Raw genomic sequence first — 16,073 nt, 5'->3', positions numbered from 1 at the left:
ACACACCCTGCGCGTGACGCGCGGAAAGGCACAATGTCCACTCCTGTCTTCGATCCGCCCCCGCTCGATCCCGGCACCCTGCGCGTGACGCCCCTCGGCGGCCTCGGCGAGGTCGGCCGCAACATGGCCATGTACGAGTTCGAGGGCAAGATCCTCATCGTCGACTGCGGCGTGCTCTTCCCGGAGGAGCACCAGCCGGGCGTCGACCTCATCCTCGCCGACATGGAGCCCCTGAAGGGCCGTCTCGACGACATCGTCGGGCTCGTGCTGACCCACGGCCACGAGGATCACATCGGCGCCGTGCCGTACCTCCTGCGCCTGCGCGAGGACATCCCGATCTACGGATCCAAGCTCACGCTCGCCCTCACGGCGGCGAAGCTCAAGGAGCACCGCCTCACCCCGCGCTCGCACGTCGTGCGCGAGGGCGACCGCCTGCCGGTCGGCCCCTTCGACCTCGAGTTCGTCGCGGTGAACCACTCGATCCCCGATGCGCTCGCGGTCGCGATCCGCACCGAGGCGGGTCTCGTGCTGCACACGGGCGACTTCAAGATGGATCAGCTGCCCCTCGACGGGCGCCTCACCGACCTGCGCGCGTTCGCGCGCCTCGGCGAGGAGGGCATCGACCTGTTCCTGCCCGACTCGACCAACGCCGACGTGCCGGGCTTCACGCCGACGGAGCGGCAGATCGGCCCGGTCATCGAGCAGGTCATGGCGCAGACGACGGGCCGCGTCATCGTCGCGAGCTTCTCGAGCCACGTGCACCGCGTGCAGCAGGTCATCGACGCGGCGCACGCCAACGGCCGCCGCGTCGCGCTGCTCGGCCGCTCGATGGTGCGCAACATGACGATCGCCCAGCAGCTGGGCTACCTCGAGGTGCCGGAGGGCGCGCTCGTCGACTACAAGAAGTCGGGCGACATCCCCGACGGCGAGATCGTCTACATGTCGACGGGATCCCAGGGCGAGCCGATGGCGGTGCTGAGCCGCATGGCCAACCTCGACCACGCCATCGAGCCGGGCGAGGGCGACACGGTGATCCTCGCGTCGAGCCTCATCCCCGGCAACGAGAACGCCGTCTACCGCGTCATCGACGGCCTCACGAAGCTCGGCGCCAACGTCGTGCACAAGGCCAACGCGAAGGTGCACGTCTCGGGGCACGCCGCGGCGGGCGAGCTGCTGTACTGCTACAACATCCTCCAGCCGAAGAACGTGATGCCCGTGCACGGCGAGTACCGCCACCTCACGGCCAGCGCGAAGCTCGCGCAGCAGACCGGCATCGCGGAGGAGAACACGATCATCGCCGAGAACGGCACGTCGGTCGATCTCCGCGACGGCGAGGCGTGGGTCTCGGGGCAGCTCGACCTCGGCTTCGTCTACGTCGACGGCTCGAGCGTCGGCGCCATCACCGACGCCGATCTGAAGGACCGCCGGGTGCTCGGCGAGGAGGGCTTCGTCTCGGTCATCGTCGTCGTCGACTCCCAGAGCGGGCGCATCATCTCGGGGCCCGAGATCCAGGCGCGCGGCATCGCCGAGGACGACCGGGTCTTCGACAAGGTCAAGCCGAAGATCGTCCAGGCGCTCGAGGAGGCCGCGCAGAAGGGCGTGCGCGACAACCACGCGCTCCAGCAGACGGTGCGCCGCACGATCGGACGCTGGGTGAGCCAGCGGCTGCGCCGCCGGCCGATGATCGTCCCGGTCGTCATCGAGGCCTGACCTCTCCCGCTCGGCCCCGGCGCTCTCCCGCGAGAACGCCGGGGCCGAGCGCGTCCTGCGGTCGTTTGTCGGAGGGGCGGCGTACCGTGGGATCCATGGCACGCTCGTCCACCGCGCCCAAGAAGAACGGGCAGTCCGGCCGCGGCGCCTCCTCGAAGGGGTCGTCGGGCCGCTCCGCGCCCGCACCCAAGAAGCACATCGACGACGTCGAGCGCCCGTCCGTGCCCGTCCGCATGTGGAACGGCATCGCCCGCGCGACGGGCGGCGTCTTCCGCGCATTCGGCCCCGAGACGCTCGACAGGAGCGACAGGCGCGACGGGTTCCCGACCCTGCTCGTCCTCCTCGCGATCGCGGGGGCGGTGGTCGAGTGGTTCTTCGTCGGGAACGAGGTCGCTCAGACGATCAGCGCCTTCTCCTTCGGCCTCTTCATCGGCCGCCTGGCGTTCGTCTTCCCGGTCCTGCTGCTGCTCCTCGCCGGGTGGCTCTTCCGGCACCCGTCGTCCGTCCACGACAACGGACGCGTGGGCATCGGCTTCGCGCTGTTCACGATCTCGGTCGCGGGCATCTGCCACGTGGCGATCCCGGGGCCAGACGGATCGCGCCCCTCGCCGTCGGAGGGCATGCCGGCGCTGAGCGCGTCCGGAGGCCTCTTCGGCTGGCTGGCGGGCGAGCCGCTCGCGCTCCTCATCACGCCCATCGGCGCATATGCCGTGCTCGGCATCTTCGTCGCGCTGAGCCTGCTCATCATCACGAAGACCCCGCCGAACCGCATCGGCCGCCGGTTCCGCGACCTCTACACGTGGATGTTCGACGCCGAGCCGGCGCGCGACGAGGCCTCGCCCGACGCGGCGACCGAGGTGCTCGACGAGGAGCCCGCGAAGAAGAAGCGGGGGCGCAGGCGCGGCGCGCAGACCGACGAGCCCGACGCCCCGGCCGAGGGCGACGACGACCTGCCGTGGTGGCGGCGCAACGCCTCCGGCCGCGAGGAGGACGTCGACGCGGTCACCGACCCGCAGGAGCTCACCGACCTCCTCGGAGAGCAGAGCGACGGCGGGTACGACCAGGCGGTCGTCACGAGCGAGGCCCCGGCCTCCGACGCGGTCACCGAGGTGCTCGACGATCCCGCCATCCGACAGCTCCGCGCGACGGGCGACCTCGACGAGATGCGCACGGGGCTGATGGGCGATGGCGACGGGGAGGGCGACGACGAGATCGGCGGCTTCTCCGGGTTCGGCACAGACGGTCCCGGCGCCAGGGGGCCGCAGCCCCCCGAGGCGCCCTACTCGCTTCCCTCGCCCGCGACCCTCGCGGCGGGCCCGCCCGCCGTGGTGAAGTCCGAGACCAACGAGCGCATGGTGGCGCAGATCGAGAGCGTCTTCGAGCAGTTCAAGGTCGACGCGAAGGTCACGGGCTTCTCGCGCGGGCCGACCGTGACCCAGTACGAGGTCGAGCTGGGGCCGGGCGTCAAGGTCGAGAAGATCACGCAGCTGTCGAGCAACATCTCCTACGCGGTCGCCTCGAACGACGTGCGCATCCTCGCGCCCATCCCCGGCAAGAGCGCGATCGGCATCGAGATCCCGAACGTCGACCGCGAGACGGTCGCGCTCGGCGACGTGCTGCGCTCGGCGGCGGCCCAGAAGTCCACGCACCCGCTCACCATCGGCGTCGGCAAGGACGTCTCGGGCGGCTTCGTGGTGGCCAACCTCGCGAAGATGCCTCACCTGCTCGTCGCCGGATCCACCGGCTCCGGCAAGTCGAGCTTCGTGAACTCGATGATCACGAGCCTGCTCATGCGCGCGAAGCCGAGCGAGGTGCGCATGGTCCTCGTCGACCCCAAGCGCGTCGAGCTGACCAACTACGCCGGCGTGCCCCACCTCATCACCCCCATCATCACGAACCCGAAGAAGGCCGCTGAGGCCCTGCAGTGGGTCGTGAAGGAGATGGACATGCGGTACGACGACCTCGCGTCGTTCGGGTTCCGCCACATCGACGACTTCAACCGCGCCGTGACGGCGGGCGAGCTCGAGCTGCCGCCCGGCTCCGAGCGCGTGCTCAAGCCGTATCCGTATCTCCTCGTCGTGGTCGACGAGCTCGCCGACCTCATGATGGTCGCGCCGCGCGACGTCGAGGACTCGATCGTGCGCATCACCCAGCTCGCGCGCGCGTCGGGCATCCACCTCGTGCTCGCCACCCAACGCCCCTCGGTCGACGTGGTCACGGGCCTCATCAAGGCCAACGTCCCCTCCCGCCTGGCCTTCGCCGTCACGAGCGTGACCGACTCGCGCGTCATCCTCGACGGGCCGGGCGCCGACAAGCTCATCGGCCAGGGAGACGCGCTGTTCTCCCCGATGGGCTCCTCCAAGCCCTTCCGCCTGCAGGGCGCGTGGGTCACGGAGGACGAGATCGACCAGGTGGTCAAGCACGTCACGGGCCAGGCGCGGCCCGAGTACCGGGCAGATGTCGCCGAGGCGCTCGACGCGAAGAAGAAGGAGATCGACGAGGACATCGGCGACGACCTCGAGGTGCTCCTCGCCGCGGCGGAGCTCATCGTCACCAGCCAGTTCGGCTCGACGTCGATGCTCCAGCGCAAGCTGCGCGTCGGCTTCGCGAAGGCGGGGCGCCTCATGGACCTCCTCGAGTCCCGCGAGGTCGTGGGGCCGTCGGAGGGGTCGAAAGCGCGCGACGTGCTCGTGCAGCCCGACCAGCTGCCCGCCGTGCTGGCGCGGCTCAAGGGCGAGGAGCCTCCGGCCGCCGCGGCGGCGCCGGCCGAGCCGACTCCGGACGGCCAGGGCGCAGGCGCGGAGCGCGCCGAGCCGATCGATGACGACCGCTACGGCGACGACCCGATCGAGGCGCAGTTCTCCGGCCTCCCCACGGTCGACGAGTCGGAGAGCGAAGACGCCTGGCAGCTCACGGGGCGCGACGACTGAGCCGTCGTCTGCGAGACTGACCCCATGGGCATCCACCCGCAGCTCCCGAACGCGATCACCGTCGCGCGGATCCCGCTCGCCGTCGTCTTCTTCGTCCTGCTGATCGTCGGCGGACCGTTCGGAGACGACAGCGGCGCCGTCCGCTGGGTCGCCGCCGTGCTGTTCGTGTTCGCGATCTCGACCGACTGGATCGACGGCTACCTCGCTCGCCGATACGAGATCGTGAGCGACTTCGGCAAGCTGTGGGATCCGATCGCCGACAAGCTCCTCACGGGCGCGGCCTTCGTCGGGCTCGCCGTGCTGGGCGAGGTGGCCTGGTGGATGGTCATCGTGATCCTCGTCCGGGAATGGGGCATCACGGTGCACCGCCTGCGGGTCAGGCGCGCGCACGACGTCTCGGCGGCGTGGATGGGCAAGGTCAAGACGGCGTTCCAGGGGGTCGCGCTCTCGTGGGCGCTGATCCCGTTCGACGTGCTGATCCCCCGCGACATCTGGACGACCGTGACGGCCGTGCTGATGTGGATCGTCGTGATCCTCACCGTGGCGAGCGGCGTCGACTACGTCGCCGCGCAGATGCGCGGCGCGCGGGCCGCGCGATGAGCGAGCCCGCGCCTCCCGAGCCGACGCGCGCCGACGAGCTGCTCGCGATCCTGCGGGACCGCGGCTGGACCGTCGGCGCGGCCGAGTCGCTCACGGGCGGTCTGGTCTCGAGCGCCATCGTCGAGGTGCCTGGCGCCTCCGCCGCGATGCGCGGGGGAGTCGTCGCCTACGACACGGCGATCAAGGCGTCTGTGCTCGGCGTCGACGCCGACCTGCTGGCTCGGCACGGGCCCGTGCACCCCGAGGTCGCCAGGCAGATGGCGCTCGGCGTGCGCCGCGTGCTGACCCTCGGCGGACGGCCCGCCGAGGTCGGCATCTCGACGACGGGGATCGCGGGTCCCTCCTCGCCCGATGGTCAGCCGGTCGGCACGGTGTGGGTGGGGGTCTCGACGCCGGCGGGCGAGCGCGCGGAGCGCCACCTGCTGGGCGGGGATCGCGCCGAGATCCGCGACGCCTCGGTGCGGGCCGCGATCGCGCTCGCGATCGACGCCATCGCGGAATAGATCCGGGGAGGACGCCGTTGCATCTCTGTACGACAGCCGTTTATGACCCGCGAGCGTTCTCGCGGGCCTTACCCTGGTAACCACGCGTCGCAGTCGTGACGTGTTCCAGGACCGAAGCAAGGGAGGGGCCGCCATGATCCTGATTCGTCAAGAGATCGGCGAGGTGCTTCGCGATGTCCGTCAGCAGAAGGGCAAGACGCTCCGCCAGGTCGCCAGCAGGGCGAGCGTCGCGCTGGGCTACCTGAGCGAAGTGGAGCGCGGACAGAAGGAGGTCTCGAGCGAGATCCTCGCGGCCGTGGCCGAGGCGCTCGAGGTGCCGCTGTCCGCGTTGCTCCGTCGGGTCGGCAACCGCATCGCCGTCCTCGAGGGCATCGACAGCGCGTTCCCCGACGTGGTGCCCGACGAGCTCGTCGCCGAGGTCGAGCCCGAGCTGTCCCTCCGCTGAGCCGCGAGCCGCATGAGGAGAAGCGAGTTCCTGCGCGCCGTCGAACAGCAGTTCGGCGCGCGCGCCAACTGGATCGTGAGCGACCTCGTGCTGCCCGGGATCGATCGCACGGCCGCCGACGCCCTGGAGGCGGGCGTCCCGCCGCGCGACATCTGGCGCGCGCTCTGCGACGAGACCGATCTGCCTGCGTCGGCGCGGTACGGCGTGGGGCTGCGGGATCCGCGCGACTGAGCGACGATCTGCGACGCATCTTCGATTCCCTCGATCCGACGGCGCGTCGGATTCGAAGATGCGTTCGAGGGGGCGTAGGCTCTGTCCACAGACGTGGCGACGCGGTTCCTCTCCACAGATCGGGCGTCTCCGGCTTCGTTTGTCGGAGGCCCTCCGTAACGTGAGAGGCGGTCGCACAGGCCACGCGCCCTGTCGAAGAATCCGTCCCCCAGAGGCGGGTCACGACAGCCTATGGGCGGCGGAACTCGACACCTCAGGAGCACACCATGGCAGCAGCAGATCGCGAGAAGGTCCTCGAGACCGCGCTCGCGCAGATCGATCGTCAGTTCGGCAAGGGCACGGTGATGCGCCTCGGCAGCGAGGAGCGCGCGCCCGTCGAGGTCATCCCCACGGGCTCCATCGCCCTCGACGTGGCGCTGGGCATCGGCGGGCTGCCGCGCGGGCGCGTCGTCGAGATCTACGGCCCGGAGTCGTCGGGTAAGACGACGCTCACGCTCCACGCGATCGCCAACGTCCAGGCGGCCGGCGGCATCGCGGCCTTCGTCGACGCCGAGCACGCCCTCGATCCCGAGTACGCGCGCAAGCTGGGCGTCGACATCGACCAGCTCCTCGTGTCCCAGCCCGACACGGGAGAGCAGGCGCTCGAGATCGCCGACATGCTCATCCGGTCGGGCGCGATCGATCTCGTCGTCATCGACTCCGTCGCGGCCCTGGTGCCGCGTGCCGAGATCGAGGGCGAGATGGGCGACGCGCACGTGGGTCTCCAGGCGCGGCTCATGTCCCAGGCGCTGCGCAAGATCACCGGCGGGCTCAACCAGACGAAGACCACGGCGATCTTCATCAACCAGCTGCGCGAGAAGGTCGGCGTGTTCTTCGGGTCGCCCGAGACGACCGCGGGTGGAAAGGCGCTCAAGTTCTACGCGTCGGTCCGCCTCGACATCCGTCGCATCGAGACGATGAAGGACGGATCCGAGGCCGTCGGAAATCGCACGCGCGTCAAGGTCGTGAAGAACAAGATGGCGCCGCCGTTCAAGCAGGCCGAGTTCGACATCCTCTACGGAACGGGCATCTCGCGCGAGGGGTCGCTCATCGACTTCGGCGTCGAGCACGGCATCGTCAAGAAGTCGGGCTCCTGGTACACCTATGACGGCGACCAGCTCGGTCAGGGCAAGGAGAACGCCCGTCGCTTCCTCATCGAGAACGACGACGTCGCCCTCGAGATCGAGAACAAGATCAAGGTGAAGCTCGGCATCATCGCGGCGCCGGAGGGTGCAGACGACGCCGAGGCTCCGGCCGACGAGGTCGCGGCGCGCCGCACCGCCTGATCCGATGTCCGCACACGACGACGCCGAGGAGCGGCTCGCCCCGGTCGTGCCGCTCTTCGGCGGCGTGGCTCCGGAGAAGCCGGAGCCCGAATCCGACGCGGCTGACGACTGGCACACCACGTGGCGGGGCGCCGAGCGCCCCGCCACCCCGGTCCGGGCGCTCGACGATCCCGCCGTGCGCTTCGTCGAGGCGGGGGAGGGCGAGCCGGATCACGGCGATGCCGACGTCGACGACCCCGAAGTCGACGCCCGCCAGGCGGAGCAGAGGCTCGTCGCCTCGCTCGCTCGCCGCGGACTCTCCGTTCGCGAGGCGGGCGAGCGTCTGCGTCGAGACGGGTGCCCCCGCGACGAGGCCGACGACATCATCGCCCGCCTCGTCGAGATCGGCGCCCTCGACGACGATCGGCTCGCGGAGCAGCTCGTCCATGCGGCGGTGAGCCGCAAGGGGCAGGGGCGCCGCGCGATCGCGCAGAGCCTGGCGAAGCGCCAGGTCTCGCGGGAGGCGATCGATCTCGCGATCGCCGACCTGCCAGACGACGACGCCGAGCGGGCGCTCGAGTTCGCGCGCTCGAAGGCCCGCACGCTCGTCCGGTACGACGAGCAGACGGCGCTGCGCCGTCTCACCGGGCAGCTCGGCCGACGCGGCTTCGGCGGGCACGCCGCCATGTCCGCGGCCCGCCAGGCGCTCGACGAGGCCCGCGGCGGCGCGCGCGGCGTGCGCTTCGAATGATCGGCGGGCTGAGACTGCTGTGAGGCGGCGCGCCGTAGAATGATCCGCGCTATGACCACTCCCTCCAGCGCCCCCACCGTCATCGACCCCTCGCCCGCCGCGTTCGACGCCGGCGGCCGCCCGCGGTCCTACGAGGTGCGCACCTTCGGGTGCCAGATGAACGTGCACGACTCCGAGCGCCTCTCCGGGTCGCTCGAGAGCGCGGGCTACGTGAGGGCCTCCGACGGCGACGACGCCGACGTCGTCATCATCAACACGTGCGCGGTGCGCGAGAACGCCGCCGGCAAGCTCTACGGCACGCTGGGGCACCTCAAGTCGAAGAAGGCCGACCGCGAGGGCATGCAGATCGCCGTCGGCGGCTGCCTCGCCCAGATGGACAAGGAAGCCGTCGTCGAGAAGGCTCCCTGGGTCGACGTGGTCTTCGGCACGCACAACATGGGATCCCTTCCGCAGCTGCTCGAGCGCTCGCGCCACAACGGCGAGGCCGAGCTCGAGATCCTCGAGTCGCTCGAGGTGTTCCCCTCCACGCTGCCCACCAAGCGCGACTCGTCCTTCTCCGGCTGGGTGTCGATCTCGGTGGGCTGCAACAACACCTGCACCTTCTGCATCGTCCCGAGCCTGCGCGGCAAGGAGAAGGACCGCCGCCCCGGCGACATCCTCGAGGAGATCCGCCTGCTGGTCGACGACGGCGCGATCGAGGTCACGCTGCTCGGGCAGAACGTGAACACCTACGGCGTCGAGTTCGGCGATCGCCAGGCGTTCGGCAAGCTGCTGCGCGCCTGCGGCGAGATCGACGGGCTCGAGCGGGTGCGGTTCACGAGCCCCCACCCCGCGGCCTTCACCGACGACGTCATCGACGCGATGGCCGAGACGCCGAACGTCATGCCGCAGCTGCACATGCCGCTGCAGTCGGGCAGCGACCGCGTCCTGAAGGACATGCGCCGCTCCTATCGCTCGAAGCGGTTCCTCGGCATCCTCGACCGCGTGCGCGAGCGCATCCCGCACGCCGCGATCACGACCGACATCATCGTCGGCTTCCCCGGAGAGACCGACGACGACTTCGAGGACACGCTGCGCGTCGTCGAGGCGGCCCGCTTCTCCAGCGCCTTCACGTTCCAGTACTCGATCCGCGAGGGCACCCCGGCGGCGACGATGCCGAACCAGGTGCCCAAGGAGGTCGTGCAGGAGCGCTACGACCGGCTCATCGCCCTGCAGCAGCGCATCACGCTCGAAGAGAACGAGAAGCAGCTCGGCCGCACCCTCGAGGTGCTCGTCTCGACGGGCGAGGGCAAGAAGGACGCCGAGACCCATCGCCTCACGGGCCGCGCCGAGGACAACCGCCTGGTGCACTTCGAGGTGCCGGAGGGTTCCGACGCGCCTCGCCCCGGCGACGTCGTCACCGTCACGGTGACGCACGCCGCCCCGTCGCATCTCCTCGCCGACAGCCCCGACGGCGCGCCTCTCGTCATCCGCCGCACCCGCGCGGGCGACGCGTGGGATCGCGCGCAGAGCGACTCCTGCGCCGTCCCCACGGGCGCCGCGAGCGGCGGGGGAGCGGTCAGCCTCGGCCTGCCGGTCATCCGCACGGGCGCGTGACCGGCGGCGCGCCCCGTCCCCGCCTGTGGGCGGTCCTCGGCGCCACGGGGACCGGGAAGAGCGACCTGTCTCTCGACCTCGCCGACGAGATCGCCGCGCGGGGCGGGCGCGCCGAGATCGTCAACGCCGACGCGATGCAGCTGTACCGCGGCATGGACATCGGGACGGCGAAGGTGCCGGTCGCGGAGCGCCGAGGGATCCCGCACCACCTCTTCGACGTCCTCGACGTGACCGACGAGGCGGCCGTCGCCCGGTACCAGGTCGAGGCGCGCGCCCGCATCGAGGGGATCCTCGACGCGGGGGCGCACGCGATCCTCGTCGGCGGCTCCGGGCTGTACGTCTCGAGCGTCGTCTACGACTTCCGCTTCCCCCCTCGCGACGACGCGCTCCGCGCCGCGCTCGAGGCGCGTCTCGACGAAGAGGGCGCGGGCGCGCTCTTCGAGGAGCTGCGCCGTCGCGATCCTGCGACGGCAGCTCGCGTCGATCCCCGGAACGGGCGCCGCGTCGTCCGCGCGCTCGAGGTGCTCACCCAGGGCGAGGCGGGGCACGGCGCCGCCCTGCCCGACCGCCCCGTCCTGTGGCGGCCGGAGACCACCCTGATCGGCCTGCACCTGGAGCGCGCTCGGCTCGTCGAGCGCCTCGACGCGCGGGTCGAGCGGATGTGGGCCGCGGGGCTCGTCGAGGAGACGGAGCGGCTCCGCGCGGAGGGCCTCGAACGGGGGCGCACGGCGAGCAGGGCGATCGGCTACGCGCAGGCGCTCGCCCAGATCGCGGGCGAGAAGACCGCCGACGAGGCGATCGCCGAGACGCAGGCGCTCACCCGGCGCTACGCGCGGCGGCAGGTGTCGTGGTTCCGACGCTATCGGGAGATGCGCTGGCTCGAAGCCGGGGCGCCCGCCGCCTCCGCGCTCGCCGGCGCCTGAGGCGCGCCGCTCAGCGGCCGACGAGGCCCCACTCGTGGGCGAGGATCACGAGCTGCACGCGGTCCCGCGCCTCGAGCTTCTGCAGCAGCCGGCCGATGTGGGTCTTCACGGTCGACACGGAGACGACGAGGCGCGCGGCGAGCTCGTCGTTCGTGAGCCCCTCGCCGACCGCGACGAGGATCTCGCGCTCGCGAGGAGTGAGCGACCCGAGCCGCGGATCCTCCGTCGCCTCGCCGCGCGCGGGCGTCTCGACGAAGGCCTCGATCATCCGGGCGGCGACGCGCGGCGAGAGCGCGGCATCGCCGCGGTGCACGGCGCGGATCGCGGTCAGCAGCTCCGCCGGGCGGGCGTCCTTCAGGAGGAAGCCGCTCGCGCCCGCGCGGAGCGCCGCGAACGCGTGCTCGTCGAGATCGAAGGTCGTGAGCACCAGCACCCGGGGGCCGTTCTCGGCGCTGGTGATGAGCTCGGTCGCGCGGATCCCGTCCAGGCGCGGCATGCGCACGTCCATGAGCATCACGTCGACCCCGCCGCGCCGGGCGCGCGCCACGGCCTCCGCTCCGTCCGCGCACTCCGCGACGACCTCGACGTCGGCCTGCGCCTCGAGCATCATCCGCAGGCCCATCCGCACGAGCTCCTGGTCGTCGACGAGCGCGATGCGGATCTCGTCCTCGGTCATCCCGTGTCCCTCCCTCGACGCGTCCGCTCTCATCCTGCCGCAGCCTCGTCGCCGGGGCCGAGCCGCACGCGCAGGGCCCAGCGATCGCCCTCCCTGCCCGCGCGGACGGATCCGCCGTGCAGCGCGGCCCGCTCGCGGATGCCCACGAGACCGCGCCCGTCGAGGGCCGTCGCCGGGTCGAGCGTCATCCCGTTCTCGATGTCGATGTCGACGCGGTCGCCCTCGCAGCGGGTGGCGACCACGACGTGCCGCGATCCCGGCGCGTGCCTCAGGACGTTCGTGAGCCCCTCCTGGACGATGCGGAACACCGTCAGCGCGATCCCTCCGCCGGGGATCGGGGCTCCCTCGTGCCGGCGCACGACGGGCATCCCCGCCTGTCGGAACCGCTCCACGAGGCCGTCGAGGTCGGCACCTCCGGGCAGCGGCGCCAGGTCGACGTCGGCGGCGGGATCCCGCAGCACGCCGAGCAGGCGCCGCATCTCGGCGAGCGACTCGCGCCCCGTCTCGGCGACGCGGCGCATCGCGTCCGGGGCGCGGTCCGACCCCGTCTCCGCCTGGGCGGCGGCTCCCTCGGAGAGGGTGATCATGACGGTGAGGCTGTGCGAGACGATGTCGTGCATCTCGCGGGCGATGCGCGTGCGCTCCTCGGAGACGGCGAGCCGCGCCCGCTGGTCGCGTTCGCGGGCGAGGTCCTCCGCGCGGGCGATGAGGGCGCGCTCGTAGCGGCGGCGCCCTCCGACCCAGAGCCCGATGAGCGTCGGCAGCGCGGCGAGGAACACAGCCGTCACGAGGGAGGTCAGGGCGAGCCACCACCAGCGGGGCTCGGCCCCGACGGGGCTCGTGATCTCCAGGGCCCCCTCCATGTCGAAGAAGCTGTCGACGAACCAGACGGCCGCGCTGACGCCGCCCGCGATCCAGGTGCGCCGCGCCGTCGTCACCACGCCCAGCGTGTACAGCGCGACCCAGGAGGAGAGGCCGCCCGCCGGTCCCGCGGCGCCGGGCAGGAGCGAGACGGCGAGGGCCACCGCGAGGAACGTCGTGGGCAGGCGCCGGCGCAGCAGGGTCAGCGCGGCGAGGACGACGATCGAGGCGAGCGCGAGCGGAAGGGACCAGGGGTCGTCGACGGCGATCGAGACGATGAGGAAGAGCGCACCTGGCGCGACCGCGGTCAGCGCGGCGAGGGCGATGTCGACCCCGCGCGGGTGCGCGTCGAGCCAGCGGCGGATGACGCCAGGGGGCCGGGGGAGGGCCAGCTCCGCGGGGCCCGGGACCGCCGCACGAGGGCGGTCGAGCTCGGGCGCCGGCGAGAGCGTCATGGGAAGAGAACCTACGCGTCGCGGCGGTTCATCGCGATCGCCCCGCCGACGAAGGCCGCGGCGGCCCAGCCGATCGTGAGCGCGAGGTCCCGCAGCAGGTCGCCGGTGATCTCCAGCGGCGTCTGGACGAGCGTCTGCGAGGTGGATCCGAGCAGCAGCTCGGAGATCGCGGGGCCCCACTCCCAGGGGAGGGTCGCGAGGATCATGGGCGCGACGAGGAGGAAGACGAGCGCGAGCGTGACGGTCCAGGTCTCGGAGCGCAGCAGGGCGGCGAGCCCGAGCGAGAACACCCCCACGAGCGACACGGACAGCGCGGTGCCGATGACGGGGAGCACGGCGTCGGCGAACGGGTCGCCGAGCCCGATCGGCATGCCGAACAGCGCGGAGAGGCCCGCCGACGCGGCGAGCGCGAGCGCGAAGGCGACGAGGGATCCGGCGAAGAGCGACGCCCCGACGACGAGGGCCTTCGCCCCCAGCACGCCCGTCCGTCGCGGCGCCGCGGCCAGCTGCGTGCGCAGGGAGCCCGTCGCATGCTCCTTCGCGTAGGCGCCCGCGCCGACGATCACGGCGATCGCGAGGGCGAAGATCGAGCCGTTCAGCGCCAGCTCCGCGGGGGAGGGCATCCACTCGAGCAGCGCCGCTCCGCCGTCCGGACCCCGGAACTCCGTGCCGTAGAGCACGGAGAGACCGGCGGAGGGGAGGATCACGAGGGCGATGCCGATGAAGAGGGCCGCGCGGTTGCCGCGCAGGCTGGACAGTCCGATGCGCTCGGCGGCGACGAGGGAGCCGAAGGTGATCCGGGCTCCCTCCGTCGCGGAGGAGCGCTCGCGGGCGGAGGGGACGGCGGTGGCGGTGTCGGTGCTCATGAGGTGATGCCCTTCCTCGTCAGGCCGCGGCGGCCTGGTCGCTGCGGTATTCGGTGGCGTCGTCGGTGAGGGCCAGGTAGGCCTCCTCGAGGGAGGAGCCGACGGGGGAGAGCTCGAAGAGGTCGAGCCCCTCCTCCGCGGCCGCCCGGGCGATGCGGTGGGCGGGGATCCCGTCGATCTCGAGGTCCTCCCCCGAGGTCCGCGTGACGCGGACGCCGTCGGCGGCGATGCGGCGCGCGAGGACGTCCGCGTCGGACACCCGCACCCGTGTGAGGTCCCGGTCGGCGGCGCGGAGGAACTCCGCGAGCGGGGCGTCCGCGAGCACCCGGCCGCGTCCGAGGACGATGATGTGGTCGGCGGTCTGCGCCATCTCGCTCATGAGATGCGACGAGAGGAACACGGTGCGTCCCTCGGCGGCGCGGGCGCGGGCGAAGCCGCGCACCCAGTGCACGCCCTCGGGGTCGAGCCCGTTGACGGGCTCGTCGAAGATGAGCACCTGCGGGTCTCCGAGCATCGTCGCGGCGATGCCGAGGCGCTGGTGCATGCCGAGCGAGAATCCTCCGATGCGGCGCCCGGCCACCTGGCCGATGCCGGTGAGCGCGATGACTTCGTCGACGCGGCGCCGGTCGATGCCGTTCGTGGCGGCGATGAGGCGCAGGTGCGCTTCGGCGGTGCGTCCCGGGTGGGCCGCCTTCGCGTCGAGCAGCGCGCCCGCCTGGCGCAGCGGGGCCGCGTGCTCGGCGAACGGACGCCCGTTCACGGTGGCCCGGCCGGAGGACGGACGGTCGAGGCCCATGATCATCCGCATCGTCGTCGACTTCCCGGCGCCGTTCGGGCCCAGGAATCCCGTGACCCGCCCCGGCTGCACGGAGAAGGAGACGTCGTCGACGGCGGTGCGCGATCCGAAGCGCTTGGTGAGGTTCTCTGCGGTGATCATGTCTCCATCCCACCGGTCAGCCGCGTGCGGCGCATCGGCGCGCGGGATGATCTTGCGCGGGAGAGGTCGTACCAAGGGATGACTCCCGCCTCCTCTGAGCTGAGCTGTCCGCGTGCCACGGTGGCGCGCACGTCCCCCACCCGCAGGAGCCCTCGTGTCCGATCGCCCCGTCGCCGCCGAAGATGTCCGTCTGCCCGAGACGACGCCGGAGTCGTTCCGGCGCGCGCTCGTGCATCACCTCGCATACACGGTGGGCAAGGCTCCCGAGCACGCCTCGACGTTCGACTGGCGGCTCGCGCAGTCGCTGGTCATCCTGTCCGATGCGGCTCCGGAGGGGGGAGGGCAGCGCCGGCCCGTAGACTTCCCCCATGCCCGAGATCGCGTTCACCAAAGGCCACGGCACCGGAAACGACTTCGTCATCGTCGCGGATCCCGAGGGCGAGCGCGATCTGACTCCCGCGCAGGTGGCCGCGCTGTGCGACCGCCGCTTCGGCATCGGCGGCGACGGCCTGCTGCGCGTCGTGCGGTCGTCGGAGATCGCGGAGGGGGCGCGGATCCTCGACGAGGAGCCGGGGGCCTCGTGGTTCATGGACTACCGCAACGCCGACGGCAGCGTCGCGGAGATGTGCGGCAACGGCGTGCGGGTCTTCGCGCGCTACCTGCTCGACACGGGGCTCGCGACGCTCGAGCCCGGATCCGCGCTCCCCGTGGGGACCCGCGCGGGCGTGAAGGACGTGCTGCGCAGCGAGACCGGCTTCCAGGTGGATCTCGGGCGCTGGCGGTCGGGCGGGGAGGATCCCCTCGTGCGCGCGAAGGGGCTGTCGGTGCCGCGGCCGGGGATGTCGGTCGACCTGGGCAATCCGCACGTGGTGGTCGCGCTGGCGAGCGTCGAGGAGCTCGAGGGGCTCGACCTGGGGGCGGTGCCGATCCTCGATCCGGCTCCGGCGGACGGCGCGAACATCGAGTTCGTCGTCCCGGAGGAGCCTCTGGTGAAGGACGGCGTCGGCCGCATCCGGATGCGGGTCTTCGAGCGGGGAGTGGGGGAGACCCTCTCGTGCGGCACCGGGACGGCCGCCGCCGCGCTCGCCGTGCGCAGCTGGGCGGGGGAGGGCGCGCCGAACGCGTGGCGCGTCGAGGTGCCGGGCGGCGTGCTCGGGGTGCGCATGTTCCCGACGGAGGAGGGGGAGCACGTGGCGCTCTCGGGCCCCGCGACGCTCGTCTTCTCGGGCACGGTCTCCCTCGCCTGAGCTTCTCGGGATCGCACGGATCCGCGGCGCCCGGCGGA

At 72.1% G+C, this 16,073-nt stretch carries 15 protein-coding genes; 11 read left to right on the top strand and 4 right to left on the bottom strand.

Annotated elements, in window-relative coordinates:
- Positions 1-33 precede the first annotated feature (33 nt).
- From NHL53_RS07695 to miaA, 10 genes are all read left to right on the top strand, one after another.
- Positions 34-1,710: a ribonuclease J gene (locus NHL53_RS07695; RefSeq protein WP_433776271.1), complete on the top strand. Its 1,677-nt coding sequence runs from the start codon at positions 34-36 to the stop codon at positions 1,708-1,710.
- A gap of 95 nt (positions 1,711-1,805) precedes the next feature.
- Positions 1,806-4,640 (top strand): DNA translocase FtsK 4TM domain-containing protein, encoded by a 2,835-nt coding sequence (locus tag NHL53_RS07690; RefSeq protein WP_433776270.1) that lies wholly within the window; start codon positions 1,806-1,808, stop codon positions 4,638-4,640.
- Between the two features lie 24 nt (positions 4,641-4,664).
- On the top strand, positions 4,665-5,240 hold the full coding sequence (pgsA, locus tag NHL53_RS07685; protein WP_433776269.1) for a CDP-diacylglycerol--glycerol-3-phosphate 3-phosphatidyltransferase: 576 nt from the start codon (positions 4,665-4,667) through the stop codon (positions 5,238-5,240).
- Positions 5,237-5,743 carry a CinA family protein gene (locus tag NHL53_RS07680; RefSeq protein ID WP_433776268.1) on the top strand — a complete coding sequence of 169 codons (507 nt, stop codon included), beginning with the start codon at positions 5,237-5,239 and terminating at the stop codon, positions 5,741-5,743. Before pgsA ends, NHL53_RS07680 begins: the two co-directional genes overlap by 4 nt.
- A gap of 133 nt (positions 5,744-5,876) precedes the next feature.
- Complete coding sequence (locus tag NHL53_RS07675) at positions 5,877-6,188, top strand: helix-turn-helix domain-containing protein (RefSeq protein ID WP_433776267.1); 312 nt, start codon at positions 5,877-5,879, stop codon at positions 6,186-6,188.
- Positions 6,189-6,200: 12 nt separating this feature from the next.
- Positions 6,201-6,419: a DUF3046 domain-containing protein gene (locus NHL53_RS07670; protein ID WP_433776266.1), complete on the top strand. Its 219-nt coding sequence runs from the start codon at positions 6,201-6,203 to the stop codon at positions 6,417-6,419.
- 266 nt (positions 6,420-6,685) lie between these two features.
- Positions 6,686-7,744 (top strand): recombinase RecA, encoded by a 1,059-nt coding sequence (gene recA, locus NHL53_RS07665; RefSeq protein ID WP_433776265.1) that lies wholly within the window; start codon positions 6,686-6,688, stop codon positions 7,742-7,744.
- 4 nt (positions 7,745-7,748) lie between these two features.
- Complete coding sequence (locus NHL53_RS07660; protein ID WP_433776264.1) at positions 7,749-8,474, top strand: regulatory protein RecX; 726 nt, start codon at positions 7,749-7,751, stop codon at positions 8,472-8,474.
- 51 nt (positions 8,475-8,525) lie between these two features.
- Positions 8,526-10,070: a tRNA (N6-isopentenyl adenosine(37)-C2)-methylthiotransferase MiaB gene (gene miaB / locus NHL53_RS07655; RefSeq protein WP_433776263.1), complete on the top strand. Its 1,545-nt coding sequence runs from the start codon at positions 8,526-8,528 to the stop codon at positions 10,068-10,070.
- The gene (miaA, locus tag NHL53_RS07650; RefSeq protein WP_433776262.1) at positions 10,067-10,993 is read left to right on the top strand and encodes a tRNA (adenosine(37)-N6)-dimethylallyltransferase MiaA; all 927 of its coding nucleotides are present in this window, start codon (positions 10,067-10,069) and stop codon (positions 10,991-10,993) included. The genes miaB and miaA overlap by 4 nt, the downstream gene beginning before the upstream one ends.
- Positions 10,994-11,003: 10 nt before the next feature.
- Here miaA and NHL53_RS07645 read toward each other — a convergent pair whose 3' ends face one another.
- Genes NHL53_RS07645 through NHL53_RS07630 form a run of 4 tightly spaced genes read right to left on the bottom strand, consistent with a single transcriptional unit; the run spans position 11,004 to position 14,788 of the window.
- Positions 11,004-11,669 (bottom strand): response regulator transcription factor, encoded by a 666-nt coding sequence (locus NHL53_RS07645; RefSeq protein ID WP_433776261.1) that lies wholly within the window; start codon positions 11,667-11,669, stop codon positions 11,004-11,006.
- A 29-nt stretch (positions 11,670-11,698) separates the two neighbouring features.
- Positions 11,699-12,985 (bottom strand): sensor histidine kinase, encoded by a 1,287-nt coding sequence (locus NHL53_RS07640; RefSeq protein WP_433776260.1) that lies wholly within the window; start codon positions 12,983-12,985, stop codon positions 11,699-11,701.
- Between the two features lie 11 nt (positions 12,986-12,996).
- Complete coding sequence (locus NHL53_RS07635; protein ID WP_433776259.1) at positions 12,997-13,851, bottom strand: ABC transporter permease subunit; 855 nt, start codon at positions 13,849-13,851, stop codon at positions 12,997-12,999.
- A 19-nt stretch (positions 13,852-13,870) separates the two neighbouring features.
- Positions 13,871-14,788, bottom strand: coding sequence for an ABC transporter ATP-binding protein (locus NHL53_RS07630; RefSeq protein ID WP_433776258.1), 918 nt, complete (start codon positions 14,786-14,788; stop codon positions 13,871-13,873).
- A gap of 368 nt (positions 14,789-15,156) precedes the next feature.
- Here NHL53_RS07630 and dapF point away from each other — a divergent pair, with 368 nt between their 5' ends.
- Entirely contained in the window at positions 15,157-16,035 is an 879-nt protein-coding gene (gene dapF, locus NHL53_RS07625) for a diaminopimelate epimerase (protein ID WP_433776257.1), read from the top strand.
- Positions 16,036-16,073 lie beyond the last annotated feature (38 nt).

This window comes from Microbacterium sp. gxy059, assembly GCF_050958665.1.
Taxonomy (GTDB): domain Bacteria; phylum Actinomycetota; class Actinomycetes; order Actinomycetales; family Microbacteriaceae; genus Microbacterium.
The sequence above is the reverse complement of the archived record's forward strand: the minus strand, read 5'-3'. Positions and strand labels throughout refer to the sequence as shown.